Source organism: Knoellia terrae, assembly GCF_048606435.1.
In the GTDB taxonomy this organism is placed as follows: Bacteria; Actinomycetota; Actinomycetes; order Actinomycetales; family Dermatophilaceae; genus Knoellia; species Knoellia terrae.
The window spans coordinates 75638-99841 of the sequence record NZ_JBMBWH010000007.1 but is presented as its reverse complement, the minus strand read 5'-3'; the positions used below and the strand labels follow the sequence as shown (position 1 = coordinate 99841).

The 24204-nt window shown below is 73.5% G+C and carries 21 protein-coding genes and 1 pseudogene; 13 read left to right on the top strand and 9 right to left on the bottom strand.

The window, feature by feature from the left end; translation table 11 throughout:
• Positions 1-3: 3 nt before the first annotated feature.
• The 3 genes from ACOJV9_RS11245 to ACOJV9_RS11235 are packed head-to-tail and all read right to left on the bottom strand — an operon-like array spanning position 4 to position 2041.
• On the bottom strand, positions 4-933 hold the full coding sequence (locus tag ACOJV9_RS11245; RefSeq protein WP_420185305.1) for a MerR family transcriptional regulator: 930 nt from the start codon (positions 931-933) through the stop codon (positions 4-6).
• Between the two features lie 35 nt (positions 934-968).
• Complete coding sequence (locus tag ACOJV9_RS11240) at positions 969-1565, bottom strand: methylated-DNA--[protein]-cysteine S-methyltransferase (protein ID WP_420185304.1); 597 nt, start codon at positions 1563-1565, stop codon at positions 969-971.
• On the bottom strand, positions 1562-2041 hold the full coding sequence (locus ACOJV9_RS11235) for an RNA polymerase sigma factor (RefSeq protein ID WP_420185303.1): 480 nt from the start codon (positions 2039-2041) through the stop codon (positions 1562-1564). The genes ACOJV9_RS11240 and ACOJV9_RS11235 overlap by 4 nt, the downstream gene beginning before the upstream one ends.
• 76 nt (positions 2042-2117) lie before the next feature.
• Between ACOJV9_RS11235 and ACOJV9_RS11230 the strand changes: the two genes are divergently transcribed.
• The 5 genes from ACOJV9_RS11230 (at position 2118) to ACOJV9_RS11210 (ending at position 6682) form a co-directional block, all read left to right on the top strand.
• Complete coding sequence (locus ACOJV9_RS11230; RefSeq protein WP_420185302.1) at positions 2118-2945, top strand: glycerophosphodiester phosphodiesterase; 828 nt, start codon at positions 2118-2120, stop codon at positions 2943-2945.
• 10 nt (positions 2946-2955) lie between these two features.
• Positions 2956-3447 carry an ATP-binding protein gene (locus tag ACOJV9_RS11225; RefSeq protein WP_420185301.1) on the top strand — a complete coding sequence of 164 codons (492 nt, stop codon included), beginning with the start codon at positions 2956-2958 and terminating at the stop codon, positions 3445-3447.
• Between the two features lie 127 nt (positions 3448-3574).
• Positions 3575-4471: a DUF5926 family protein gene (locus ACOJV9_RS11220; protein ID WP_420185300.1), complete on the top strand. Its 897-nt coding sequence runs from the start codon at positions 3575-3577 to the stop codon at positions 4469-4471.
• Positions 4471-5223: a glycosyltransferase gene (locus ACOJV9_RS11215; protein ID WP_420185299.1), complete on the top strand. Its 753-nt coding sequence runs from the start codon at positions 4471-4473 to the stop codon at positions 5221-5223. The genes ACOJV9_RS11220 and ACOJV9_RS11215 overlap by 1 nt, the downstream gene beginning before the upstream one ends.
• A complete protein-coding gene (locus tag ACOJV9_RS11210) occupies positions 5204-6682 on the top strand; it encodes an MptA/MptB family glycosyltransferase (protein WP_420185298.1) in 1479 nt (492 codons plus the stop codon). Before ACOJV9_RS11215 ends, ACOJV9_RS11210 begins: the two co-directional genes overlap by 20 nt.
• Here ACOJV9_RS11210 and ACOJV9_RS11205 read toward each other — a convergent pair.
• A complete protein-coding gene (locus tag ACOJV9_RS11205; protein WP_420185297.1) occupies positions 6609-8771 on the bottom strand; it encodes a hypothetical protein in 2163 nt (720 codons plus the stop codon). The two genes, ACOJV9_RS11210 and ACOJV9_RS11205, sit on opposite strands and share 74 nt — an antisense overlap.
• 61 nt (positions 8772-8832) lie before the next feature.
• A complete protein-coding gene (locus ACOJV9_RS11200) occupies positions 8833-9831 on the bottom strand; it encodes a DNA topoisomerase IB (RefSeq protein WP_420185296.1) in 999 nt (332 codons plus the stop codon).
• 237 nt (positions 9832-10068) lie between these two features.
• Between ACOJV9_RS11200 and ACOJV9_RS11195 the strand changes: the two are divergent.
• Positions 10069-10800 (top strand): annotated as a pseudogene (locus ACOJV9_RS11195) (glycosyltransferase 87 family protein); the annotation flags it as partial.
• A 288-nt stretch (positions 10801-11088) separates the two neighbouring features.
• Here ACOJV9_RS11195 and ACOJV9_RS11190 read toward each other — a convergent pair.
• Complete coding sequence (locus ACOJV9_RS11190; protein WP_420185295.1) at positions 11089-11706, bottom strand: TMEM165/GDT1 family protein; 618 nt, start codon at positions 11704-11706, stop codon at positions 11089-11091.
• Positions 11707-11787: 81 nt separating this feature from the next.
• Between ACOJV9_RS11190 and ACOJV9_RS11185 the strand changes: the two genes are divergently transcribed.
• The 3 genes from ACOJV9_RS11185 to ACOJV9_RS11175 all read left to right on the top strand — a co-directional run bounded on the left by ACOJV9_RS11185 (position 11788) and on the right by ACOJV9_RS11175 (position 13612).
• On the top strand, positions 11788-12213 hold the full coding sequence (locus ACOJV9_RS11185) for a DUF4446 family protein (RefSeq protein ID WP_420185294.1): 426 nt from the start codon (positions 11788-11790) through the stop codon (positions 12211-12213).
• Positions 12210-13139 carry a prephenate dehydratase gene (gene pheA, locus ACOJV9_RS11180; protein ID WP_420185293.1) on the top strand — a complete coding sequence of 310 codons (930 nt, stop codon included), beginning with the start codon at positions 12210-12212 and terminating at the stop codon, positions 13137-13139. Before ACOJV9_RS11185 ends, pheA begins: the two co-directional genes overlap by 4 nt.
• A gap of 194 nt (positions 13140-13333) precedes the next feature.
• Positions 13334-13612, top strand: coding sequence for a hypothetical protein (locus ACOJV9_RS11175; RefSeq protein ID WP_420185292.1), 279 nt, complete (start codon positions 13334-13336; stop codon positions 13610-13612).
• On the opposite strand, the gene ACOJV9_RS11170 is transcribed toward ACOJV9_RS11175, so the two are convergent.
• Positions 13588-14607 (bottom strand): 1-acyl-sn-glycerol-3-phosphate acyltransferase, encoded by a 1020-nt coding sequence (locus ACOJV9_RS11170; protein ID WP_420185291.1) that lies wholly within the window; start codon positions 14605-14607, stop codon positions 13588-13590. The genes ACOJV9_RS11175 and ACOJV9_RS11170 overlap by 25 nt on opposite strands.
• 22 nt (positions 14608-14629) lie before the next feature.
• Positions 14630-15451 carry a patatin-like phospholipase family protein gene (locus ACOJV9_RS11165; RefSeq protein ID WP_420185290.1) on the bottom strand — a complete coding sequence of 274 codons (822 nt, stop codon included), beginning with the start codon at positions 15449-15451 and terminating at the stop codon, positions 14630-14632.
• A gap of 59 nt (positions 15452-15510) precedes the next feature.
• On the opposite strand from ACOJV9_RS11165, the gene ACOJV9_RS11160 reads away from it, so the two are divergent.
• From ACOJV9_RS11160 to zwf, 4 genes are all read left to right on the top strand, one after another.
• Complete coding sequence (locus tag ACOJV9_RS11160) at positions 15511-16899, top strand: HAD-IB family hydrolase (protein WP_420185289.1); 1389 nt, start codon at positions 15511-15513, stop codon at positions 16897-16899.
• A gap of 97 nt (positions 16900-16996) precedes the next feature.
• Positions 16997-20335, top strand: a complete 3339-nt coding sequence (locus tag ACOJV9_RS11155; RefSeq protein ID WP_420185288.1) for a DEAD/DEAH box helicase — start codon at positions 16997-16999, stop codon at positions 20333-20335.
• Between the two features lie 76 nt (positions 20336-20411).
• Complete coding sequence (locus ACOJV9_RS11150) at positions 20412-21521, top strand: lipase family alpha/beta hydrolase (protein WP_420185287.1); 1110 nt, start codon at positions 20412-20414, stop codon at positions 21519-21521.
• Between the two features lie 4 nt (positions 21522-21525).
• Positions 21526-23010: a glucose-6-phosphate dehydrogenase gene (gene zwf / locus ACOJV9_RS11145; RefSeq protein ID WP_420185286.1), complete on the top strand. Its 1485-nt coding sequence runs from the start codon at positions 21526-21528 to the stop codon at positions 23008-23010.
• On the opposite strand, the gene ACOJV9_RS11140 is transcribed toward zwf, so the two are convergent.
• Entirely contained in the window at positions 22981-24195 is a 1215-nt protein-coding gene (locus ACOJV9_RS11140) for a diacylglycerol/lipid kinase family protein (RefSeq protein ID WP_420185285.1), read from the bottom strand. The two genes, zwf and ACOJV9_RS11140, sit on opposite strands and share 30 nt — an antisense overlap.
• Between the last annotated feature and the right edge of the window lie 9 nt (positions 24196-24204).

Genomic DNA, 24204 nt, shown 5'->3' with positions numbered 1-24204 from the left:
GGGTCAGGCGGGAACGGGACCGTCCGTGCTCGAGGGGACCGAGTCGAGAGCGACCCGGAGCGCGGCGATGCCCTCGCGGAGGCCGTGGCCCAGACGCTGGGCGCCCGTGACGTCGTCCTGGTACCCACCGCCCACGGCCACGACGAGCCCGGGGTGGTGCTCGACGAGCCGGTCCACCACGGCCTGAGCGGGGACGACGTCGGCGAGGCGGGGGACCGACATGACCGCGCCACCGGCCCGGCGCACGGAGACCGCCACCTGCCAGTCCTCAAGCGGCAGGTCGGCTCCGAGGTAGGCGGTGTTGAGCCCCGACTGGCGGGCGGCCACCGCGAAGGCGAGCAGCCCGAGCTCGTGACGTGAGCCCGGGGGGAGCCCGAGGACGACGAGGGGCCCGGTGCGCTCGCAGGCCGTCGCGTCGTACAGCCCGGCGAGGCGCCGCTGCACGGCATAGCTGATGAGGTGCTCGCCCGCGGCGGTCATGCGACCGTCGGCCCACGCGCCGCCGACGGCGTTGAGCACCGGCATGAGCCACTGCTCGGCGACGACGGTGAAGGTGTCGCGCGCGAGGGCGCGGTCGAGGACCGCCCCGACCCGCTCGACGTCGAGCTGTCCCGCGGCGTCGAGGAGCTCGTCGAGCTCGTCGAGCGACGCGTGGACCGGCGCGGACCCCCCGTTCGTCGCCTCCACCGCCGCGAGTGGCCGGGTCGCTCCTCCGCCCACGCGCCGGAGCGTCTCTGCTGCGGCCTCGCTCGCGGTCCACCCGTCGTTGACCAGGGCGGCCATGATCGAGAGCGCGCGCACGTCGTCGTCCGAGTAGAGGCGGTAGCGACCCTCGGAGCGGGAGGGCGCGACGACGCCGTAGCGGCGCTCCCACGCCCGGAGCGTGGCCACGCCGATGCTCGTGAGCTCGGCTGTGCGCTTGATCGTGTACATGGTTTGTACAGCGTAGTCCCGCCAGCCCCGGCTGGCTATCGCATCGTGGCGCTGCGGGCTTCGAGCGCCAGGAGGTGCTCCTTGGCAGCCGGCCCGCCGGCATACCCACCGACGTCCCCGTGCACCGCACCGCCGGCCGGCAGCACCCGGTGGCAGGGCACGACGACGCACACCGGGTTGGCCCCCAGGGCCGACCCCACGGCGCGCGCCGCACCCGGCCGGTCGATCGCCGCCGCGAGCGCGCCGTAGGTCGTCGCGGCGCCGTAGCCGACCCGCGAGGCCAACCGGGTGAGCACCGACCGCTGGAAGTCGCTGGCCAGCACGAGGTCCGGCGTCACCGAGAACTTCCTCGTCCGCCCGTCGAGGTAGTCGGCCAGCTCGCGCCGGACCCCGTCGAGCCGCGACGGGTGGCGCAGGACCCGCGGTGACACCACGTCGGCCACCCGCTGCAGCCACGCGGACTCCGCCGCGGCATCCGGGACGTAGACGCTCGTGACGAGACGACCGTCGGCCGTCATCGCGAGCAGCAGCCGGCCGACGGCGGTGTCCTCGAGGGCATACGACACGTCCGACTCGGGCAGGACGGGCGGGTGCACCGCCGGGTCGAAGGACGGAAACTCGGTGGTGGTCATCGCAGCTCCTCGGCGTCGAGTCGGAGGGTGGCGAGCGCGTCGGACACCAGCCGGCGGCTCATCGTCGGGGTGGTCCCCAGGGCGGCCGCGACGGCACGGTGGTCGAGGTCGCCGACGTACTTGAGCACGACCGCCTCACGCTGGCGGGGAGGCAGGGCGTCGACCCGAGCCCACAGCCCGTCGTCCGGCACCACCGGTCCGTCGATGACCGGGGCGGTGGGCAGCGTCGACGGGTCGTCATGGGCCACGGTGCGACGGCCGGCGCGGTGCGCGTCCATCGCGCAGCGGTGGGTGATCGTCAGCAGCCAGCCCTTGAGGTTGCGTGTGCTCGTGACGCGCGGATAGGCCGCGAGCGCCTGCGTCCACGCCTGTTGCGCGACGTCGTCGCCGAGGTTCGGCCCGGCGAGGGCGTGCGCGAGGCGACCGACGTCGCGCCAGTGCGCGTCGACGAGGCTCTGGAACGGGGGCAGGCTCACGATGGGACAACGGTATGCCGCGAGGTCGTGTGAGTCGTACGCCTCACCACGGGTGCCGCGGTGCCACGATGGAGGCGTGGATGCTCCGACAGCGAGGCACCTGCTCGAACGCACCCGTCCCGTCGTGGTGGCCCACCGGGGGGCGAGTGCCGAGGCCCCGGAGCACACCCTCGCCGCGTACACGACGGCCTTCGACCTCGGCGTCGGCGGGATCGAGTGCGACGTCCGGCTCACGGCCGACCACCACCTCGTGTGCGTGCACGACCGACGCGCCGACCGCACGAGCAACGGTGACGGAGTGATCTCGACGCTCGAGCTGGCGCACCTCGAGGGCCTCGACTGGGGCAGCTGGAAGCGGCTCGACGACGGGACCTCCGGCGAGCAGGCCGACCGCGACCCCGAGCGCGGGCGCCTGCTCACCCTCCGCAGGCTGCTCGACGCCCTGACCGCGCAGCACCACGAGCTGCTCACCCTCATCGAGACCAAGCACCCGACGCGCTACGGCGGCCTCGTGGAGCGCCAGCTCGTCACGGTGCTGCGGGAGTTCGGGCTCACCGGGGGCGACCGGCCACGCCTGCCGCACGTGCGCGTCATGTCGTTCTCGCTGCTGGCCCTCTTGCGCATGCGGGGCCTGGCTCCGGACGTCCCCCTCGTCTACCTCGTCGAGCACTCCGCTCCCCGGTTCTCGTGGGACGGCTCGCTGCCCACCGGCATCACGAGCGTGGGCCTCGACATGCGGATCGTCCGCCGCACGCCGTCGGTCGTGCGCGCCCACCAGCGACGGGGGCACACCGTCTACGTCTGGACCGTCAACGACGACGAGGACGTCGAGCGGTGCTTCGAGCTCGGCGTCGACGTCATCATCAGTGATCGGCCGCGTCACGTTCTCGCCCTGCTCGACTAGAGTCCCGCACGTGACCTCAGCGGACAGCGACGCGACCAGGACGCCACGGGACGGCGGTCCCGCCCTCGACGAGTTCGGCGGGACCATCGGCCAGGGCCAGGTCCGGACGATCCGGGCGCCCTGGGGCGCCTCGACGGTGACGCGGGTGCGCCACGCCGTCGTGCTCGACCTCAGGGCGCGCGACCTGGCCGAGCAGACCATCGACGAGTCCGAGATCGTCGTCTCCGAGCTGATGACCAACGCGATCCGTCACGCGCGTCCCCTCGCCGACGGCTGCCTCCGGGTGCGCTGGAAGGTGCGCGGCGAGGTCGTCGAGCTCGAGGTGACCGACGGTGGCGGCGACACCGCTCCCGTCCCCGCGCCGGCCGCCGTGTGGGTGTCGAGCGGCCGCGGGCTGCGCATCATCCGCTCGCTCGCCCACGAGTGGGGCGTCGGCGAGGACAAGGGCGGACAGACGGTGTGGGCCGCCGTCGGCGGCCCCAGCCGCCGCCGCGCCACCTGACCGGCGCCTGCCGCGCCGCCTGACCGGCGCCTGCCGCGCCGCCTGACCGGCGCCTGCCGCGCCGCCTGACCGGCGCCCGCGCGCCGCCTGACTTGAGCACTCCTCTCCCGGCACTACGCTGACCGCCATGGGCAAGGCTTCGCGACGACGCAGGACCACCGACGACTCTGGCGCACCCACCGCGCGGCAGCGCTCTGCGCCCGTCCCCTACGTGAACCGTCCCTTCGAGGGGCTGCCGCAGGAGACCGAGTGGGTGGCGATCCGCGAGATCCTTCCCGCGGCCACCGCCTCGGTGACCTTCGCTGACGGCCGGGCGCCGGAGGGTGCGGAGCGCGCGACCATCGCCACGGTGCTGCCCATGGCCTGGCCGGCCGTCCACCGTGCGGACGGCACCGTCCTCGTCGGCACCCAGTCCGGCTCGACGAGCGGTGACCCGAGCCGTGACCTCGCGGCCCAGCTCCTGGCCGGGGCCGCCGCCGAACCCGGCAGCGCCGTCCAGCACGTGCCCGCCGCCACCGGTGACACCCCGCGGCTCCAGGACCTGCTCGACACCACGGCGGCCTTCGAGGTGGAGGTGCACGAGGGCTTCGACTTCTGGGTCGAGGGCCAGGACCTCGACGAGGAGGGCCGCGCCTCCCTCGACCGCGCCAACGCGTCGGTCGTCCCGACCCGGCGCATGTCCGCGCTGCCCTCGGCCTACTGGGTGCGCATCGGTGAGCGCACCTACATCCGCCTCGTCCTGCCCGACGACGAGGACCACGCCACCGACGCGCTCGCCCGCCTGCACGCCGCCGGCGAGACCAGCCTGGGCGAGCACACGCGCCTCCTCGGCGCCTTCCGCGCCTGCGGGCTGCTCGTGCCCGTCTTCGAGGTCCCGGCCGACAGCGACCCGGACACCCACGAGGACGCGCTCGGCGCCTTCGGGACCCGGTATGCCGCGGCGCTCGCCTCCGCGGAGCCCCTCACCGCTGCCGAGCGCCGGGCCCGCTCGGGCCTGCTCAGCCGCCAGGTGACCCTGCGCTGATGCCGGCGCCTGACCGCACGGTCGCGGCGATCATCCCCTGCAAGGACGAGGCCGACCGCATCGCGGCCACGGTGCAGGCCGTGCTCGCCCTGCCCGGCGTCGACCGCGTGGTCGTCGTCGACGACGGGAGCAGCGACGACACCGCCGCCGTGGCCGACGCGGCCGGTGCGGACGTCGTGGTCCACGCGCGCAACGCCGGCAAGGCCGCGGCCCTCGAGACCGGCGTGCGCCACCTGCGCCTTCTCGAGGCGGCCGACGCCCACGGGCCCCGGCACCTGCTCTTCGTCGACGGGGACCTCGAGGACTCGGCGGCCAACCTGCACGTCCTCCTGCCGCCGGTGCTCGGTGGCCGGGCCGACATGACCATCGCGACCCTGCCGCCGCAGAAGGTCGCCGGCGGTGGCCACGGCTTCGTCGTGCGCCTGGCCCGCGAGGGCGTCGCGCGGCTCACCGGCTGGACCCCGGTCCAGCCGCTCTCCGGCATGCGCTGCCTCACCGCCGAGGCGTTCGAGGCGGCCAGCCCGCTCGCACCCGGGTGGGGGGTCGAGGTCGGCCTGACCGTCGACGTGCTCACCGCCGGCCTGCGCGTCGAGGAGGTCCCCTGCGAGCTCCAGCACCGCGTCTCGGGCCGGAACTGGCGCGGCCAGGTGCACCGCGCCGAGCAGTACCGCGACGTCTGGCGGGCCCTCACCCGACGTCGCCTGCGTCGGGCCCTCTCCGAGCGTGCACCCGGTGTCGCAGCCCGACTCTGACGGCGGGCGCCGCGGCGGCCGGCTGCGCACCGGCCTGCTCGTCACCTCCTTCGCCCTGCTCCTCCTCGTCGGCCTGAGCCTGCCGAACGCCGCCGCCTCCGACCTCGGCGACCGCGGCTGGGCCCCGGGGACGCTCCTGCCGTTCACGCTCGGCCCGGCGCTGGTCACCGTAGCCATGTGGACCGCATACACGCTCGGAGCGGCGGCGGTCGTCCTGTCCCTCGCACGCCGCGACGGCGAGCTGCCCCGAGCGGTCGTCGGCGTGCTGGCGGTCGCCGCGGCCCTCACCACCCCGTTCGGGTCGGGCGACCACGTGAGCTACGCGGCATACGGCCGCATCCTCAGCCTCGGCGACAACCCCTGGCTGGAGTCGCCGCAGGGGTGGCGCGGTGGCACCGACCCGGTCGTCAGTCGGGTCGAGGCGCCATGGACCGAGGAGCCCAGCGTCTACGGTCCCTTCGCGACCCTCGTGCAGGGGTTCACCTCGCTCGGCGGCGGGGACAACCTGCGCGAGACGGTCTGGCTGTGGCAGCTCGTCGTCGTCGCGTCGTGGCTCGCCGTCCGCTGGTGCCTGCGCCGGCTGCTGCCCGGCCGGGCCGCTCGCATCGACGCCGTGTGGACCGCGAACCCCCTCGTCTTCTCGGTCGGGGTGCTCGGCGCGCACGTCGACCTGCTCGCCACCGCGCTGGGCGTCGCGGCGGTGTGGGCGGCCCACCGGTGGGTCGGCACGGGTGGCGCCGTCCTGGCCGGCGCCCTCGCTGGGCTCGCCCTGTCGTCCAAGTTCACGTATGCCGTGTTCGTCCTCGCGCTGCTCCTCGCCCTCGGTGCGCGGCGGCTCGGCCGGGTGGCCGCCGTGGTCCTCTCCGCCGCCGTGGTCACCGGTGCACTGCACCTCTGGGCCGGGCCCCACGTCTACGAGCAGCTCGGGAGGTCGGCGCGGGCCGTCTCGCTGGCGTCACCGTGGCGCTGGCTGCTCGAGGTCAGCGGCGGTGGGGTCGGGGTCCGCATGGCGATCTCGGTGCTGGCGGCGCTCATGGCCCTCGTCTTCGCCGTGTGCCTCGCGCGGCTGGTGCGGCCCCGCCTCGGGCCACCGAGTGCCCCGGACGTGGGGCCGTCGGCGCTGGCGTGGGTCGTGGTGCTCGCGGGCGGGTACGCCCTGGCGGCGAGCTACTCCCTGCCGTGGTACGACCTCATGGTCTGGTCGGCGCTGCCCGCGGTGGCGGTGGGCGCCGTGGACGCCGTGCTGCTCGCGCGCCTCTGGGTGATGGCGGTGGCCTACACGCCCGGCCGGGTGCTCGGGATGACGCCGGGCGTCGAGGACGTGACGATGGCCGTCCGCACCAGGGTGGCTCCGCTGGTGCTGCTGGCGGCGTGGGCCTGGCTGCTCAGGAGCGCCTGGCGCGGCGGGTCGGTGCCACGGCGCGCAGGTCGTCCTGGAGGGTCCGCACCACGACGCTGACGATGAGCGGGACCGCGACGGTCGCGCCGACGGCGGGGATCGCCGTGCCGGAGTCGTTGATGAGGAAGCCGATGGTGAGCGTGATGACGAGCGCGATCAGCCCGGCCCGCAGCGTCGGCGCCGCGTCCGCCGACTTGCCGAGCCCGCGCGAGCCCCACGAGGTGGGCCGTGCGAGGACGTAGATGACGAAGAGCAGGGCGGCCGGCACGAGCAGGGTGAGCGGGGCGTTGCCGAGCAGGATGCTCCAGTTCTGCTCGGCCTTGCGGACGACGATGTCGAGGGCGTCACCCTCGAGGATCGACTGGATGAACCGCCCGAGGTGGCTGCGGTCGTCGGGGCTGCGCAGCCAGTCGAGGAGCGCCACGCCGAAGAAGAGTCCGACCGACCCCAGCCCGATGAGCAGGACCCGCTGCCACGTCATCCGCAGGCCGAGGATCGACAGGACGAGGTAGGCGATGCCGGGGATGTAGGCCGGGGGGCCACCGCCGTCGGCACCCCAGAACGGCGCACCGTCGATGACGACGGTGCCGACGCCCAGCGCGAGCACGACGGCCGCGGCGACACGGGGCCGCCGGGCCTTGACGAGGAAGCTCGAGACGGCCGTGGCCAGCAGGATCGAGGAGGTCGCGAAGAGGGCGAAGGTCACGTTGCCCATGCCGTAGAAGCGTCCGGCGACAACCGGCTGCAGGCCCATGAGCGAGGACTGCTGGAGGCGCGAGCCGGTGATGACGTCGCCGGCGAGGACCGCCATCGTCACGGCCGCGACGAACGCGAGCGGGCCGAGGGCCGCCCTGCCCCACGGGCCGCGCAGCGCGGCGAACGCGATGAGGGCGACGAACAGCCCCACGGCACCGACGATCGAGACCATCGGGACGGGGAAGCGCCACCACGGCAGGAGGTTGGCGAGGAAGGTCGAGGCCGGGACCGACGCCGCTGCCACCGCGACGACCCGGACGACGCCGAGGACACGACGTCGCGTGTCGGGTCCGCCGATCTTGCCCTTCCAGACGAGGAGGACGAGGAGGTAGATGACGAGCTGCCCGTAGGCGAAGGTGTTGAAGAACGGCGGGACGAGGCTGTGCACCTCGTGGCTCGCGAGGTCGTAGTCGACGAGCTTCTGCAGCCGCTCCCGCGCCCGCCGCTCGGAGTTGTCGGGAGCGGGGTCGCTCGTCATCCGCGTCCCGCCGAGGCCGGTCGGGACGTCGATGCCGGTGACCGCCATGACGGTGACGGGGATGTCCTGCGCCTGGACGAGGCCGGGCTGGCGCGTCGACGGGGCGTCGAGGCGGCCGGGGCCGAAGTTCGGGCCCCGGGCCACGGCGAGCCGCAGGCGCTCGGTCCGCCCGGCGTCGGACAGGCTCGCGACGACGAAGTCGGCACCGCCCGGGGCGGCCTCGATGACGGCCCCGATGCGCTTGTCGACCTCGGCGACCTGGGCGCTGCGACTGGCGCCGGGGGCCGTCTCACCCTCGGCGACGTCCTCCGGGTCCCGGACGCTGCCGACGTCGACGATCGTCAGCGGGCACGTGTTGAGGTCGACGAGCAGGGTCTCGTCGGACCACGGGGAGTAGCGGTCGACCGTGCCGTCCGCCATGGAGGCCGCGATCGCGGCCCCCGGCCCGACCGGCTTGATGCAGACGTCGGAGGCGGCGGCGGCCTCGCCGAGCATGCCCAGCCGGGCATCGAACTTCCGGCTGGCCGCGGCCTCGACGTAGGTCTGCCACTGCGGCACGACCCCGTCGGTCGGCTCCTCGAGAGGGGCGCAGGGCCGCTCCTTCACCGGTCCGGTCCCCTGGCGCGGGCCGGCGGCGCGGCCCCCGGCCGAGACGCCGAGCCAGCCGTCGACCGGGCAGGTGTTGGTGTCGACCGAGCGGATCGACATGGCCGCGCTGGAGCCGTCGCGCAGCAGCGTCCACAGGTTCGGCGTCGCCTCCTCGGAGACGTCGGTCCACGTGATGCCGCCGGTGCCGATGAGGACCGTCGCGCCGAACGGGGGAGCGGCCAGGGCGGGTGTCGCGGCCGACGCGACGCCGAGACCGAGCACCGCCGCGACAGCGGTCAGCAGGGCGGCCAGGGCTCGACGAGTCACGCGGCGGATCTTACGTGGGCCGTGTGGGCGCCATCCGGGCGTGCGCGGCGAGGTGCCGTCCTCAGTCGGTGAGCAGCTCGAGCAGGGCCTTCTCCGCGGCGGCCTGGCGGCGCTCGGGGCTGCGGAACCGTCGCGCCCCCACGTCGATCGTCTGCCCCGACTCGTACTTGTCGAGGACCCGCGGGTCGACGTAGGAGTTCTTCGCGATGGTCGGCGTGTTGCCGAGGTACTCGGCGACCTCGGCGACGGCGGTCTTGACGGCCCGTCGGCGCGAGGTCACGGTGTCACCCTTCTCCTCGGACTCGGCGAGCGAGAGTGCGGCGAGCACGGTGGCGTGCCAGGTCCGGAAGTCCTTGGCCGTGAGGTCACCGCCGAGCAGCTCGGCGAGGTAGGCGTTGACGTCGGGCGCGGTGAGGTCGGCCCACCTCCCGTCCTTCTCGTAGGCGAGGAGCCGCTTGCTCGCCGTGCGCCGCCGGCGCATCGGCTCGAGGGCCTCGATGGCGGCCGGGTCGTCGATCTCGATGGTGTGCTCGATGTTCGACTTGCCGACGAACCGGAAGACCAGGACCCCGCGCTCCTTGCGGACGTGGCTCCGCTCGAGGGTGGTGAGGCCGAAGGAGCCGTTCTCGTCGGTGTAGGTGTCGCTGCCGATGCGGAAGTAGCCGCGGTCGAGCAGGCGCACGGCCGCCGCCGCGGCCTTCTCGAACGGCGTGCCCTCACGCGTCAGGTCGCGGGCGACCCGCCGCCGGGCGGCCGGGAGCCGGGAGGCCACCGCGGTGATCCGGTCGAACTTCTCGCGGTCGCGGCGCTCGCGCCACACCGGGTGGTAGAGGTACTGACGACGACCCGCGGCGTCGGTCCCGACGGCCTGGATGTGGCCGTTGGGCAGGGGGCAGATCCACACGTCCTCCCACGCCGGCGGGATGGCGAGCGACTTGATCCGGTCGACCTCCTCGGCGGGCAGCCGAGCACCGTCGCAGTCGAGGAAGGTGAACCCCTTGCCCGCGCGGCGGCGGGTGCAGCCGGGGGTCCGGGGTGAGACGGTGCGCAGACGAGCCATGACGTGACCCTGCCACGCGGAGTTGCGGCATACGGGAACAATGGCCGGGTGACCTCGACGAAAGCGCCGCCGGCGCGCTGGCAGTGGCCGCTCGCGATCGCGCTCGTCGCGCTCGCGGCCGTGCCGGTGGTCCTGCGCTACCTCGTCTTCTGGCCGCTGGACCAGTGGCAGGTCGACGTCGAGGTCTACCGCGAGGCGGGCGTCTCGATCCTCACCGGCCGGCCGATCTACGCTGCCATGACCGAGGCCCCCCAGCTCCTGCCGTTCACCTACCCGCCCTTCGCGGCGATCCTCGCGATCCCGCTGGCGTGGGTGCCGTTCGGGGTGGCGGGCTGGCTGTGGACCGCCGCCCAGGTCGCCGCCACCACCGCGATCGTCTGGTATGCCGGGTGGCGGCTGCTGCACCGCGCCGGACCGTGGCTGCCCCTCGCGCTCGCGGCGCTCACCGCGCCGATGTTGTGGCTGCACCCCGTCTCCGACGGGATCCGCTTCGGGCAGGTCAACGCCTTCATGGTGCTCGCCTGCCTCATGGACCTGCGCCGGCCGCGGCCGGGGCTGCTGCGCCACGTCCCGCCGGGGGTGCTCGTCGGCATCGCGATGTCGATCAAGCTCACGCCCGGGGTCTTCGTCATCCACTACCTCGTGTGCCGTCGGTGGAAGGAGGCGGCGACGGCGGTCGGCACGGCGGTCGGCGTGACGCTCGGGGCGTGGGCGCTGCTGCCCGAGGCGTCGTTCGCCTTCTGGGGCGGGGCGCTGCAGGACCCGGCCCGGCTCGGGCCGAACTTCGGCACGTCCAACCAGTCGCTGCGCGGGTTCCTCCTGCGCGTGGGGCCCGACGGCGTCGGGGGCACGGCGATCTGGCTCGTGCTCGTCGCCGCCGTCGGGGTGTTCGGCTACCGGCTGGCTCGCGAGATGTGGCGCCGGGGCGACTCCGTCGCGGAGGTGGCCGTCGTGGGTCTGCTGGCCTGCCTGCTCTCACCGGTGGCGTGGATCCACCACTTCCACTGGGTGGTCGTCGTCGTCCTCGCGCTGCTCGGGGCCCAGCCGTGGCGTTCGCGTCGACGGCTCGTCGCGGGGCTGGTCGTCCTGGGGTGGTTCCTCATGCGGATGCCGTGGTGGGGCATCTCCTGGCTCAACCACCCGGAGTGGCCGGAGCTCCCCGGACGGGTGCTCCAGAACGCCGACGTGGCGGGCGGGCTGGTGGCGCTGGGGCTGCTGTGGTGGGTCAGCCGTGAGCCCGACCGGGCGGCCCGGCGATCAGACGACGCCGACGATCTGCAGCACGCTGACCGTGGCGAGCACGAGGCAGACGACGCCGCCGATGCGGCGGATCGTCGACAGCCGGATCCGCTGGAGCAGGGTGCGGCCCAGCAGGGCCGCGAGGCCTGAGACGGCGGCGAGCGCGAGGAACGCGCCGAGAAAGACGGAGAGCGGGTCGTCGAAGCGCAGCACCATCGAAGCGGTGAGGATCTGCGACAGGTCGCCCCACTCGGCGAGGAAGAGGATCGTGAAGCAGAACGTCACGACCTTCCAGCCGGCGAGCTGCTTGGCCGCGGACTTGGCACCGAACTCCTCCTCGGCCTCCGCCTCCTCCTCGTCGGCCTTGCTGGCACCGCGGAGCAGGATGATGCCGCCGATGAGGAAGAGCACGGCCGCGAAGATCTCGATCGGCTTCTTGGGCAGCTGGTTGAGCACCCCGCCGATGGCCACGGCGACGAGCGTCTGCACGAAGAACGCGGCGACGACGCCCACCCAGACGAGCAGCGGGCGGAACCGCGTCGACATCACCAGGGTCGCGATGAAGGTCTTGTCCGGGAGCTCGACGACGAAGATGGTCGCGAACACGATGGCGATGGTGACGAAGTCGATGCCCATGGTGGGCACAAGGGTACGAGCGGCCCTGAGCGGTCGTGGACGTGCCCGCGGGACGGGACGGCACGGCATACGCTGGCCGTCATGTTCGGGACCAACGGAGTCGAGGCGGTCGTCCTCCTCCTCGTCGCCCTGCTGCCGGTGGCGCTCCTCGTGGTGCTCGCGGTCCTCGGCGTGCTGGTGCTGCGGCTGCGACGGCAGGTCGACCACCTCGAGCGCCAGCGGCCGGTCGGTGCGGGCGACCTCGAGGCGCTGCGGGCCGACCTGGCGCAGGCGCTGCGGCACGTGGCCGTGGTCCGCTACGACGCCTTCGGTGACATGGGCGGCCGGCTGAGCTTCAGCGCCGCGATCGTCGACGACCGTGGCGACGGCGTGGTGCTCAGCTCGATCCACGCCCGCGGGGAGTCCCGGACCTATGCCAAGGGCATCGCCGCCGGCGGCTCCGACACGACCCTGACCCCCGAGGAGCAGCAGGCCCTCAGCGCCGCCCGGACCGGAAGGCAGCGATGACCACGCGCTACGGCTACCTCGGGCCCGAGGGCACCTTCACCCAGATGGCGCTGCTGTCGTGGACGTCGTCGCACGAGGGGGAGCACGTGCCGTTCGGGTCGGTCGACTCGGCGCTCGACGCGTTGCGGCGCAGCGAGATCGACGCCGCCATGGTCCCGATCGAGAACTCCGTCGAGGGAGGCGTGTCGGCGACCCTCGACGCGCTCGCCTCCGGCGACCCGCTCGTCGTCATCGGCGAGGTCAACGTGCCCATCACCTTCGTGCTGGCCGCCCGGGGCGGGATGCCGCTCGCCGACGTCCACGCGGTCGGCACGCACTCCCACGCCTGGGCGCAGGTCCGCGGGTGGATGGACCGGCACCTGCCGGGCGCGACCTACGTCCCGACGCTGTCGACGGCGGCGGCGGCTGCCGGCCTGGGCGCCGGTGAGGGTGCGCAGGGCTACGACGCAGCGGTGTGCGCGCCGGTCGCCGCCGCCAACCACGGCCTCGAGGTCCTCGCCGAGGACATCGGCGACCGGGCGGGAGCGGTGACGCGCTTCGTCCTCGTGGCGCGGCCCGGGTCGTTGCCCGAGCGGACCGGCGCCGACAAGACGACGGTGGTGCTCTTCCAGCGCGACGACCGTGCCGGTGGGCTGCTCGAGCTGCTGGAGCAGTTCTCGGTGCGGGGCATCAACATGACCCGGCTCGAGTCGCGCCCGACGAAGGACTCGCTCGGGTCCTACTGCTTCTCCATCGACTTCGAGGGGCACGTCCTCGACGAGCGCGTCGGTGAGGCGCTCATGGGGCTCAAGCGGGTCTGCGCGGAGGTGCGCTTCCTCGGCTCCTACCCCCGGGAGGACGGGGCCCTGACCGCCGTCGCGCCGCTCACCGGGGACGCCGACTTCAGTGCCGCCCGCGACTGGCTCCGCAGCCTCCGCAACACCTGACCCCTGCCTGACCTTCCCCGTTCGGGGTACTCAACAGCCCAGGCGCAGGCGGGCATGCCGCGCGGCAACCGCGCCGTTCCGGGCAGGCCACCCGCACGCCTGCCTGCGCAGCCCCGGGCTCGCAGCTCCTTTGCCGCGCATCGTGCTCGGCCGGATCGCCCACCCACCGTCCCGGCAGCACCTACGGTGAGCCCATGGAGCCGATGCCACCGCTGCAGGGCGCGGTCCGCCCGACGACGGTCGAGGTCGAGACTCCCCCGAGGCATCCGCGCCTCGCGGCTCTGGGCGACCTGGCGCTGGGCATCGTCTTCGTCGCGTTCATCACCGGTCGGCTGCACGACGAGGGCTTCAGCTGGTTCCTCGTCGTCCTGCTCATCGTCGCGTCAGCCGGCCTCGCCGCCAAGATCGCGACCCACAGCCGGCTCCTCTGGAACCGCCGGGCCGAGGGTCAGGGCGTCGCGGAGCCTTCGTAGGTCGCGACCCACGCGTCGATCTCGGTCCAGTGCTCGTCGAGCCAGCGCTCGATCCCGGCCGGTTCGTCGGGGACGTCGGACGCGGCATACGTCTGCGTCCTCACGAGGAACGGGCGGTCGGTGAACGGGATCGCGTCCCAGATCTCCTTGGGCGTCGACAGCTGCCCGAAGCCGGCGTGGGCGACGATCATGACGTCGGCGTCGGGGCGCTCGTCGAGGCAGGCGATGACGCCACGGGTCTTGGGCGGCAACGTGTTCCACAGCGAGATCGCCCGGCGGGCCTTGAGCTCGTGGCCTGCCTCGCGGAGCCGGTCGATGAGCCGCCGGCGACGGTCCGGTGAGAAGTTCTGCCCCTCCGGGAAGAGCAGCAGCACGTCGTCGTGCTTCAGCCCACGGGCGAGCGCGCGCACCCCGGTCGTCCGGTCGTCGCCCGCGCCGGTGCGGCTGGGCACGAAGTACGAGCGCATGCGCGTCAGCAGCGCGTCGACCGTCGGGTCCCAGCGGAGCGCCTCGGCGAGGACGATCTTGGGCATCCGCTCGGCGGTGTGGCCGAGCAGCCAGGCCAGCGCGAGGGAGTCACCGGGTCCGGCGTGACGGGCGAACGCGATGAGCGGCGACCCCTCGGACCCGAAGTGCATCCGACCGTCGAGCCGCACCTCGAACCCCACCCAGCGCCGGGCGAGGATCATCGCCCGGTTGAGCCCGGCGAGGAAGACCGCCTCGTGGTCGTCCTCCCACGACGGACCCTGCGTGCCGCGGTGGCACAGCGACAGTCGCCAGCACTCCATGAGCATCCGCACGTCGACCCAGACGAGGCCGACGCCCAGGCAGCTCACCCGGAACAGCCGGGCGCGCCGGTCGACGAAGGACGCGAACGCGCCGACGACGATGACCGGGGTCGCGAGCCCGGTGAGCGCCGCCGCTCCGACCGGCCACACGACGGGCAACACCCGTCGCACGACCGGTGGCGGTGGGGGGATGCCCGCGAGACCCATGCCGGGAGCGTATGCCGTCCGGTCAGGCCGGTGGGGACGTCTCGAGGTATGCCGACGACGCGGCGTAGGCCTGCTCGGCCCGGGCGGTGAGCCGCGAGCTGCGACCGTAGGCCAGCGCCACCGACGGGGACTCCGGGGCGCCGCTGGGGAGCACGTGCACCTCGACCCCGTCGGGGATGGACTCCATCTCGTGGACGTAGCGGTGGCGTCGGGAGATCTCGAACGCCACGACCCCCACCTCCCACGGCCGGCGCGGCGGCGCGAGCGGCTGCTCGACCCGGCCCACCTGAAGGACGAACACCCGCGTCGCCCCGAGCGCGAGGGCGCGGCCGACGGGGATCGAGTGGACGAGGCCGCCGTCGAGGTGGTGGCGCCCGTCGATCTCGACGGCGGGGAACAGCCCCGGCACCGAGCACGACGCGACCACCGGGTCGACGAGCCCGCCCGACGAGAACCACGCCGACCCGGCCGTCTCGATGCACGCTGCGACACACTGGAACTCGACCTCGAGCTCCTCGAACGTGTCGACCGGCAGGTGGTCGTCGATGATGGAGCGCAGGGGCGCGCTCGACAGCAGGTGCGTGCGGAAGCGCGCGAGCCGCGCCGCCGAGCGCATGGGGTTCTCGAGGAAGATCCCGCTCGACCCCACGGCCTGCCAGGCGTCGGCGAGGGTGCGGATCCCGGCGGGGGAGGGGTCGGCCGCGACGAACGCGCCGTTCATGGCACCGATGCTCGTGCCGACGACGAGGTCGGGCCGGACGCCCTGCTCGGCGAGCGCCCGCAGCATGCCGAGCTGCGTGGTGCCGAGGACCCCACCGCCGCCGAGCACGAACGCCGTCGTCATGACGGCCACCCTATGCACCGCCGGCAGCGACACCGACGGCAGCGGTCATAGGGTGAGGCATGCCCGGCGCCGCGTTCTTCGACCTCGACCGCACGCTGCTCCAGGGCGGCACCGGACCCCACCTCAGCCGGGCCATGGTCGACCTCGGCCTCGCGCCGCGCTCGCTGCCGGGGCAGGGGCTGCTCTTCAAGACGTTCGACCTGCTGGGCGAGAACCTCGCGTCGATCTTCCTCGCCCGGCAGGCCACGCTCGTGGCTCGCGGCAAGGACTCGCAGAGCTTCGACGACGCCGCGACCACGGCAGCCACGGTCATCGCGGAGCTGGTGCACCCGTTCGCCTTGGCCCTCATCGAGCAGCACAAGGCCGAGGGCCGCCCGGTGGTCATGGCCACGACGACGCCCGAGCACCTCATCAAGCCGCTCGCCGACCTCCTCGGCTTCGACCACGTCCTCGCGACCCGCTACGGCACGAGGGAGGACGGCCGCTTCGACGGCTCGATCCGTGGCCCGTTCGTCTGGTCGACGGGCAAGCTCGCCGCCGTCCGCCACTTCGCGGCGCAGCACGACATCGACCTGCGTGAGAGCTTCGCCTACTCCGACAGCATCTTCGACCTGCCTCTCCTCCAGGCCGTGGGCCAGCCGGCCGCCGTGAACCCGGACCCCCGACTGGCCCTGTATGCCGTGGCTCGCCGGTGGCCGATCGTGCACTTCGACGTGTCGCCGGGGGTGTTCAAGATCCCCGTGGTCGGCATCGAGCTGCAGCGCTTCGCGCTCGAGGCGCTGCGCTCGACGTTCTTCCCCTGCGCCCGCTTCGACATCCAGGGCATCGAGAACATCCCGCGGCACGGACCGGTCATCCTCGTCGGCAACCACCGCAGCTACTTCGACGTCGCGGCCATGGCCAATGTCATCCGCCGGTCGGGGCGCACCGCGCGGGTGCTCGCCAAGAAGGAGCTCTTCGAGGTGCCGGTCCTCGGACCGCTCGTCGGCGCCATCGGGGGCATCCGCGTCGACCGGGCCGAGGGTGGCCAGGAGTCCTACGACATGGCCGCGCTCGCCCTCGAGGGCGGCGAGATGGTGGCCCTCCTCCCGCAGGGCACCATCCCTCGGGGCAAGGCGTTCTTCGACCCGGTCCTCAAGGGCCGGACCGGCGCCGCCCGGCTCGCCGCCGCCTCCCGCGCACCGGTCGTCCCCGTCGGGCTGTGGGGCACCGAGAAGGTCTGGCCGCGCTCCTCGGCGATGCCCCACCTGCTGTCGCTGGCCAACCCCCCGACGGTGCGGGTCCGGGTCGGCGAGCCGGTCGAGCTCAACCACCGCTCACCGGCAGCGGACACGAAGCGGATCATGGAGGCCATCAGCGAGCTCCTCCCGCCCGAGGCGCACCAGCCGCACGAGCCGACGGAGGACGAGCTGCGGTCGACCTATCCCGGCGGTCGCCTTCCGAACTGACCCGTCGCCATGGGGCTGTGGAGGACGGCGGCACGGTGTCGGCAGCACGGCATACGGTGGTTCCCGGTTCGCGCGGACGGAGGAGGTGGGCCTGGTCGTGCCACAGGATCCCCGCACCCTCGCCGAGGTGCCCGACCGGATGCTCGTCGAGGCCTTCGGCGACACGACGTTCGAGCGCGGTCGGGCGTATGCCGGTGCCGGCCGGGTCACGAGCATCACCGTGTCCGACGCGGGTGCGTGGGCGTCGGCCCGGGTCATCGGCAGCGGCCCGCACATCTACCGGACCGAGCTCTCGCTGCGCCACGACGACCGCGGCCCCTGGGTCGAGGGCGGGTGCAGCTGCCCGATCGGGCGGGACTGCAAGCACGCCGCCGCCCTCGCGCTGATGCTGCGTGCCCAGCAGCCGTGGCGCCGGCTCGACGTCGTCTCGGACCGCGGGCCGACCGGCTCGGAGGAGGACGACGAGGCGGCGCGCACCCAGACCTGGCGGGACGCCCTCGACGAGCTGCTCGACGTGCCCGACCCCGCGACGGCGTCGTCGCCGGGCAGTGTCGGTCTGCTCCTCGACGTCGAGACGCCGACCGGGCGCGCCGCGCGCTGGGACATGCTGCCCCCGACCCCGTCCGTGCACCTGCGCCCGGTCGTGCCCGGCGCCGCCCCCGGCCGGTGGATCCGCACCGGCATCTCCTGGGAGTCGGTGAGCGGCGGCTACTACTCCTCCTACGCCCACCATCTCGAGGGCGCGCCGCTCGACGCGCTGACCGCCATCGCCGACGCGTTCCGGCGCAGCAGCCGGCTGTCCGGCTACGGCCGGATGCCCGCCGGCATCCCGCTCGGGCAGGTCGGCCGGGGCTGGGTCGAGCTCCTCACCCGGGCCCGCGACGCCGGCATCGTCCTGCTGACCGACGCGACGGGCACCGGGGAGGTGCACCTCGAGCCCGAGGTCGGCCACTTCGTCCTCGACCTCAGGCCGACCGGCAGCGGGGACGTCCGCGTGGTGCCGAGCCTCGACCTGCCCGGCGACGGCGACGTGGTCACCGTCGGTGAGCCGCCCACCGGCTGGTTCCGCCAGGAGGGCGCCGACCTGCGCCTCGGGGGCTTCGGTCCCGACGTCGACCTCGCCGCCACCCGGGTCGTCGAGCGCGGCCCCTTCACCATCCCGCAGGACGAGTGGTCGACCTTCGCCATCCAGACGCTGCCGGTGCTCCAGCGCCGGGCCGTGGTGCGCACGCACGACGGCCTGGAGCTGCCCGAGGTGGCCCCGCCACGCCTGCACCTCGCCGTGCGCTTCGCGGCCGACCACGTCGTCCACCTGGCCTGGGCCTTCCGCTACGGCCCGAGGGACGCGCCCGTCACCGTGCCACTGGCCCGGGAGCCTGGGGTGGTGCGTGACCCCGACGCCTTCCGCAGCGCCGCCCTCGAGAGCGAGCTCCTCGCCGCGGCCCCGTCACGTCACCAGCTGCCCGCGCTGTGGGAGCCGAGCCGGGCCGGCTGGGCGCTGCGCGAGGAGGCCACCCTCGGGGGGTTCGACACCGTGGCCCTCGCCGAGCTGCTGCCCTCGCTCGAGGCCGACGAGCGGGTGGAGGTCGAGGTCACGGGCACGCGGACGGCATACGCCGAAGTGACGCAGGCGCCACGGATCGCGGTCGGGACGAGCGAGAGCTCGGACGGCAACGACTGGTTCGACCTGCGGATCAGCGTCACCGTCGGCGAGCACGAGGTTCCGCTCGCCGACCTCGTCACCGCGCTCGCCCGCGAGGAGGATCGGCTGCTGCTGCCCGATGGCGCCTGGTTCACGCTCGACTCGCCCGAGCTGCAACGCCTCCGCTCGCTCGTCGAGGAGGCGCGCGCGCTCCAGGACCGGCCGACCGACCCGCTGAAGCTGTCGGTCCTGCACGCCGGTCTGTGGGACGAGCTCGTCGAGATCGGCGTCGTCGAGGAGCAGTCGGGCCGGTGGCGGCAGTCCGTCGACGCCCTGCTCGGGGTCGACGACGCCGACGCCCCGCCGCCGGCCGAGGTGCCGGGCGCGCTCAAGGCGACCCTGCGGCCCTACCAGGAGGAGGGCTTCCGCTGGCTCTCGCTGCTCTGGGACCTCGGCCTCGGTGGGGTCCTCGCCGACGACATGGGACTGGGCAAGACCCTCCAGGTCATCGCGACGGCGCTGCGCGCCAAGGAGCGCGGCGACCTCGCCGACCCGATGCTCATCGTCGCGCCCACCTCGGTCCTCGCCACCTGGGCCGGTGAGGTCGAGCGGTTCGCGCCCGACCTGTCCGTCGTCGTCCTCGACCGCACCCGTGGCAAGGCCCGGGTCCCGCTCGCGCAGGCCATCGCCGGCGCCGACCTCGTCGTCACGACCTATGCCGTCGCCCGCATCGACGCCGAGCAGTTCCGGACGGTGCGGTGGTCGGCCGCCGTGCTCGACGAGGCGCAGTTCGTCAAGAACCACCAGGCGAAGACGTATGCCGCGATCCGCCGGCTGCCCGCGCGGGTCACCTTCGCGCTCACCGGCACCCCGCTCGAGAACTCGCTCATGGACCTGTGGTCGCTGCTGTCGATCGTCGCGCCCGGCCTGCACCCGAGGCCCCAGGTCTTCCGCGACCAGTGGGCCCGGCCCATCGAGGCCGGGACGGCTCCCGAGCTGCTCACCACCCTGCGTCGGCGCATCCGGCCACTGCTGCTGCGCCGCACCAAGGACGCGGTCGCCTCCGACCTCCCGCCCAAGCAGGAGCAGGTGCTCCACGTCGCGCTGCACCCGCGCCACCGCGCGATCTACGACCGGCACCTGGCCCGCGAGCGGCAGCGCCTGCTCGGGCTCATCGACGACCTCGACGGCAACCGCATCGCCATCCTGCGGGCCCTCACCGTCCTGCGGCAGATGGCCCTCGACCCCGCCCTCGTCGACGCCGACGAGTACGGCGGGGTGGCGCCGAGCGCCAAGGTCGAGGCCCTCGTCGAGCAGGTCACCGAGCTCGCCTCCGAGGGGCACCGGGCGCTCGTCTTCAGCCAGTTCACCGGGTTCCTCGCCCTGGTGCGCGCCCGGCTGGATGCCGAGGGGATCGCCTATGCCTACCTCGACGGGTCCACGCGTAACCGCGCCGACGTGGTGCGGGACTTCCGCGAGGGCGAGGCGCCCGTGTTCCTCATCTCGCTCAAGGCCGGTGGCTTCGGCCTCACCTTGACCGAGGCCGACTATGTCTTCGTCCTCGACCCGTGGTGGAACCCGGCCGCCGAGAACCAGGCCATCGACCGGGCCCATCGCATCGGCCAGACGAAGTCGGTCAACGTCTACCGGCTCGTCTCGACCGACACCATCGAGGAGAAGGTCGTGGCACTGCAGGACCGCAAGCGCGACCTCTTCGCCCGGGTCGTCGACGACGGCAACCTGCTCTCGAGCGCCCTCACCGCCGACGACCTGCGCGGGCTCCTCGACCGCTGACACCCCATGGGCCCCCACGGGCCCCACGACCACGACAGTCGCGGGTGGACACCAGCACGCATGGGACAGTGACGGCATGAGCCAAGGGCCCTCGGACGAGACCGATCCGGACGACGCGGGGTCGGGTCCCGTCGAGCCGACCGTCGTCGAGCAGCGGCTCATGCGCGGGGTCGAGCACGTGGCCGGGGTGAGCGACCACCTGGTCCACCACCCGGCGCCCAACAGCGCGCGGGCCTTCGTCAACGCGTTCTTCGGGGACCGGCTCGACCTCTCCGGGTCCCCACTGGCGCACACGATGGGCGTGCGCCGGCGCGGGCGCTCCGTCCCGCTCACCGCAGAGGGGTTCGCCGCGGCCTTCCCGGGTGCGACCGGCGCGGTCGTCGTGCTCGTCCACGGGCTCGTCGTCCACGAGACCGCCTGGCAGCGGGGGCGGTTCGGCCACCGCCTCGAGGAGGACCTCGGGTTCACCTCGGTCGCGGTCCGCTACAACACCGGGCTGCGCATCTCGACCAACGGCCACGAGCTCGACCGAGTGCTCACGGCGCTCGTGGCGCACTGGCCGGTGCCCGTCACCCGGCTCGTCCTTCTCGGCCACTCGATGGGCGGGCTCGTCATCCACAGCGCCCTGGCCCAGGCCGACGTCGAGGCCGACTGGATCCCGCTCGTGAGCGACACCGTGACCCTCGGCTCACCCCACCTCGGCGCCCCGCTCGAGCGCTTTGCCAACGGGTCCGCGCGGGTGGCCGGCAGGCTGCGGCACTCGCGCCCGCTCGCCACGCTCCTGCGCGCCCGCAGCGTGGGGATCCAGGACCTGCGGCACGGCAACATCCTCGACGAGGAGTGGGACGGCCTCGCCCTCGACGACCGCACCGGCCGCCGTCTCGACGTGCCCCTCCACCCCGGCGTGCGCCACCTCGCGATCGTCGGCCTGCTCGGCCGGCGCATCGACGGCCCGGTCGCCCAGCTGCTCGGTGACGGGATGGTGCCGGCGTCCAGCGCCCGTGGCTCCGGCCGGCGCGCGCCCGGGAGCCGGCGCTTCGCCGAGGAGGACGTGGTCGTCCTGCCCGGGGTGGGTCACCTCGCGCTCGTCCACGAGCCGATCGTCTACGACGCCATCCGCGACCGGCTCAGCCGGGACCCGGGTGACGTCGAGGCTGGTCAGGAGGGTCCGGGCAGGTCAGGCTAGGCGCATGAGCGAACAGAAGACCGCGCCCACGACCGTCGTCCTGTTCGGTGCCACGGGGGACCTGTCCCGGCGCAAGCTCATCCCCGGCATGCTCCACCTCTTCCAGTCCGGCCTGCTCGACGACCTCCGCGTCGTCGGCACCTCGCTCGACGAGCTCTCGACCGAGGGCTTCCGGGACCTCGCGTACGAGGCGATCAAGGAGTTCTCGACCCGCGAGCTCGACGAGTCGGAGTGGGTCGAGTTCGCCCAGCGGCTGCACTACGTGCCCCTGTCGGCGGGCGCCGCGGCGCTCGGGGAGGCGGTCCGCGCGGCGGAGGACCTGCTGCCGGGGGACACCGAGCTGCGCCTGCACTACCTCTCCGTGCCGCCCAAGGCCGCCCTGTCCGCGGTGCAGACGATCGCCGAGGCCGGGCTCGTCGAGCGCAGCCGGGTCGTCATGGAGAAGCCCTTCGGCACCGACTACCGCTCCGCGGTCGAGCTCAACCGGCGCCTGCACGAGGTGTTCGCCGAGGAGCAGATCTTCCGCATCGACCACTTCCTCGGCAAGGAGCCGGCCCAGAACATCCTCGCGTTCCGCTTCGCCAACGGCCTCTTCGAGCCGATCTGGCACCGCAACTCGATCGCCCACGTGCAGATCGACGTGCCGGAGACCTTGGGGCTGGCCACGCGGGGAGACTTCTACGAGAACACCGGCGCCTACCGCGACATGGTCGTCACCCACCTCTTCCAGATCCTCGCGTTCACCGCGATGGAGCCGCCGACCTCGCTGGAGCCAGAGGCGATCAGCCGCGAGAAGAACAAGGTCTTCGAGTCGATGCAGCCCATCTCCCCGAACGACGTCGTGCGCGGCCAGTACATCGGCTACCTCGACGAGCCGGGGGTCGCGCCGGACTCGGACACCGAGACCTACATCGCGCTGCGCTGCCACATCGACAACTGGCGCTGGGCGGGGGTGCCGTTCTTCCTGCGCACCGGCAAGCGGATGGCCGAGGGTGCCCGGATCATCTCGATCGCGTTCCGTGAGCCGCCGCAGTCGATGTTCCCGCCGGGCTCCGGGGTCGGTGACCACGGCCCCGACCACCTCACCTTCGACCTCGCCGACAAGGCCCGGATGTCGCTGTCCTTCTACGGCAAGCGACCGGGACCGGGGATGAAGCTCGACAAGCTGTCGATGCAGTTCGCCATGCAGGAGACCCACTGGGCCGGGGCGGTGCTCGAGGCCTACGAACGGCTCATCTACGACGCGGTCCGGGGCGACCACACGCTCTTCACCTCGGCCGAGGGCATCGAGCGCCTCTGGCAGATCAGCACACCCCTGCTCGAGAACCCGCCGGTCGTCCGGCCCTACGCGCCGGGGACGTGGGGGCCGAACCAGATCCACCAGCTCGTCTCACCGCACACGTGGCGGTTGCCCTTCGAGCGCAGGTGGCGGGAGAAGAACCCCGACCCCGGTCCGCAGTCACCTGTCGAGGGTGGCGCCCGACGCTGAGGTCCGTCCAAGCGACGGGTCGGTGCGGACGATGAGCGACTTGGGCCGCACCTCGAAGCGGACCCGGCTCGCCTGGCCGATGACGTCGCCGTCGATCTCGACGAGCTGCGGCGCATCGAGCGAGACGAGGATCGACTGGCAGCGGTAGCGGTCCATCTTGGGGTGGTTGCGGCCACGCTTGGCGAGGATGTGGACGGCGACGCCGGCCCAGCCAACGATCCCCTTGGGGGTCACGGCGACGACGTCGAGGATGCCGTCGTCGATCTCGGCGTCGGGCATGAGGGTGATGCCCCCGGTCAGCCGGCCGCAGTTGCCGACGACGATCGTGCGGGCGGTGTGCGCGATCGGGTCGCCGCCGTCGATGCGCAGGCGGGTCGCGAAGCGGGCACCGAGGAGGTTGCGGGCGCCACTGGCGACGTAGGCGCCCCAGCCGATGCGGGCCTTGGCCTCCTCGGACGTGGCGTGCATGATGCTCGCGTCGAGGCCCAGGCCGGCCATGACGAGGAAGGCGTGCTGGTTGGCGGCGGGGTCGGACCCGTGCTCGTCGTCGGCGCCGACGTCGGGTTCGGTGGGGCCGTCGTGGGCGGGGTCGAGCTCCTCGGGCGAGCTCTGCCTGGCCGTGGGGTCGAGCGTGAGCCAGCCGACGTCGATGTGGCGGTTGCGCCCGGTGAGGGCGACCTCCAGTCCCTCCGCGAGGTCGAGCGGCAGCTCGAGGTTGCGCCCGAGCAGGTTGCCGGTCCCCGCGGGGATGAGGCCCATCGGGGTGGAGGTGCCGGTGAGGACGTGCGCGACCGTCCGCACCGTCCCGTCGCCGCCGATGGCACAGACGAGGTCGGGCTGGTCGGCCAGGGCCGCCCGGGTCTGCCCGTAGCCGGGGTCCTCGACCGTCGTCTCCCGGATCACCGGCTCGTCCCACTCGCCGTGGGCGGCGACGGTGCTGCGCACCAGTGCCCGGACGGACTCGGGGTCCTCGAACTTGCTCGGGTTGAGGATGACCGCGACCCGCTTGCGCGGGGGCGTCGGGGTGTCCTCCGCCCGGTCGGGCCGGAAGGACGAGCGTGACGGACGTGGGGACGAGGCGTGCCGTCCGGGGGACCGGGACGAGGAGGTCGCCACGAACACCACCGCTGCCAGGACGAGGAGGACGGCGAGGATCCCGAGGACCACGGGCCAGGAGTCGGTCACGTCAGGGAC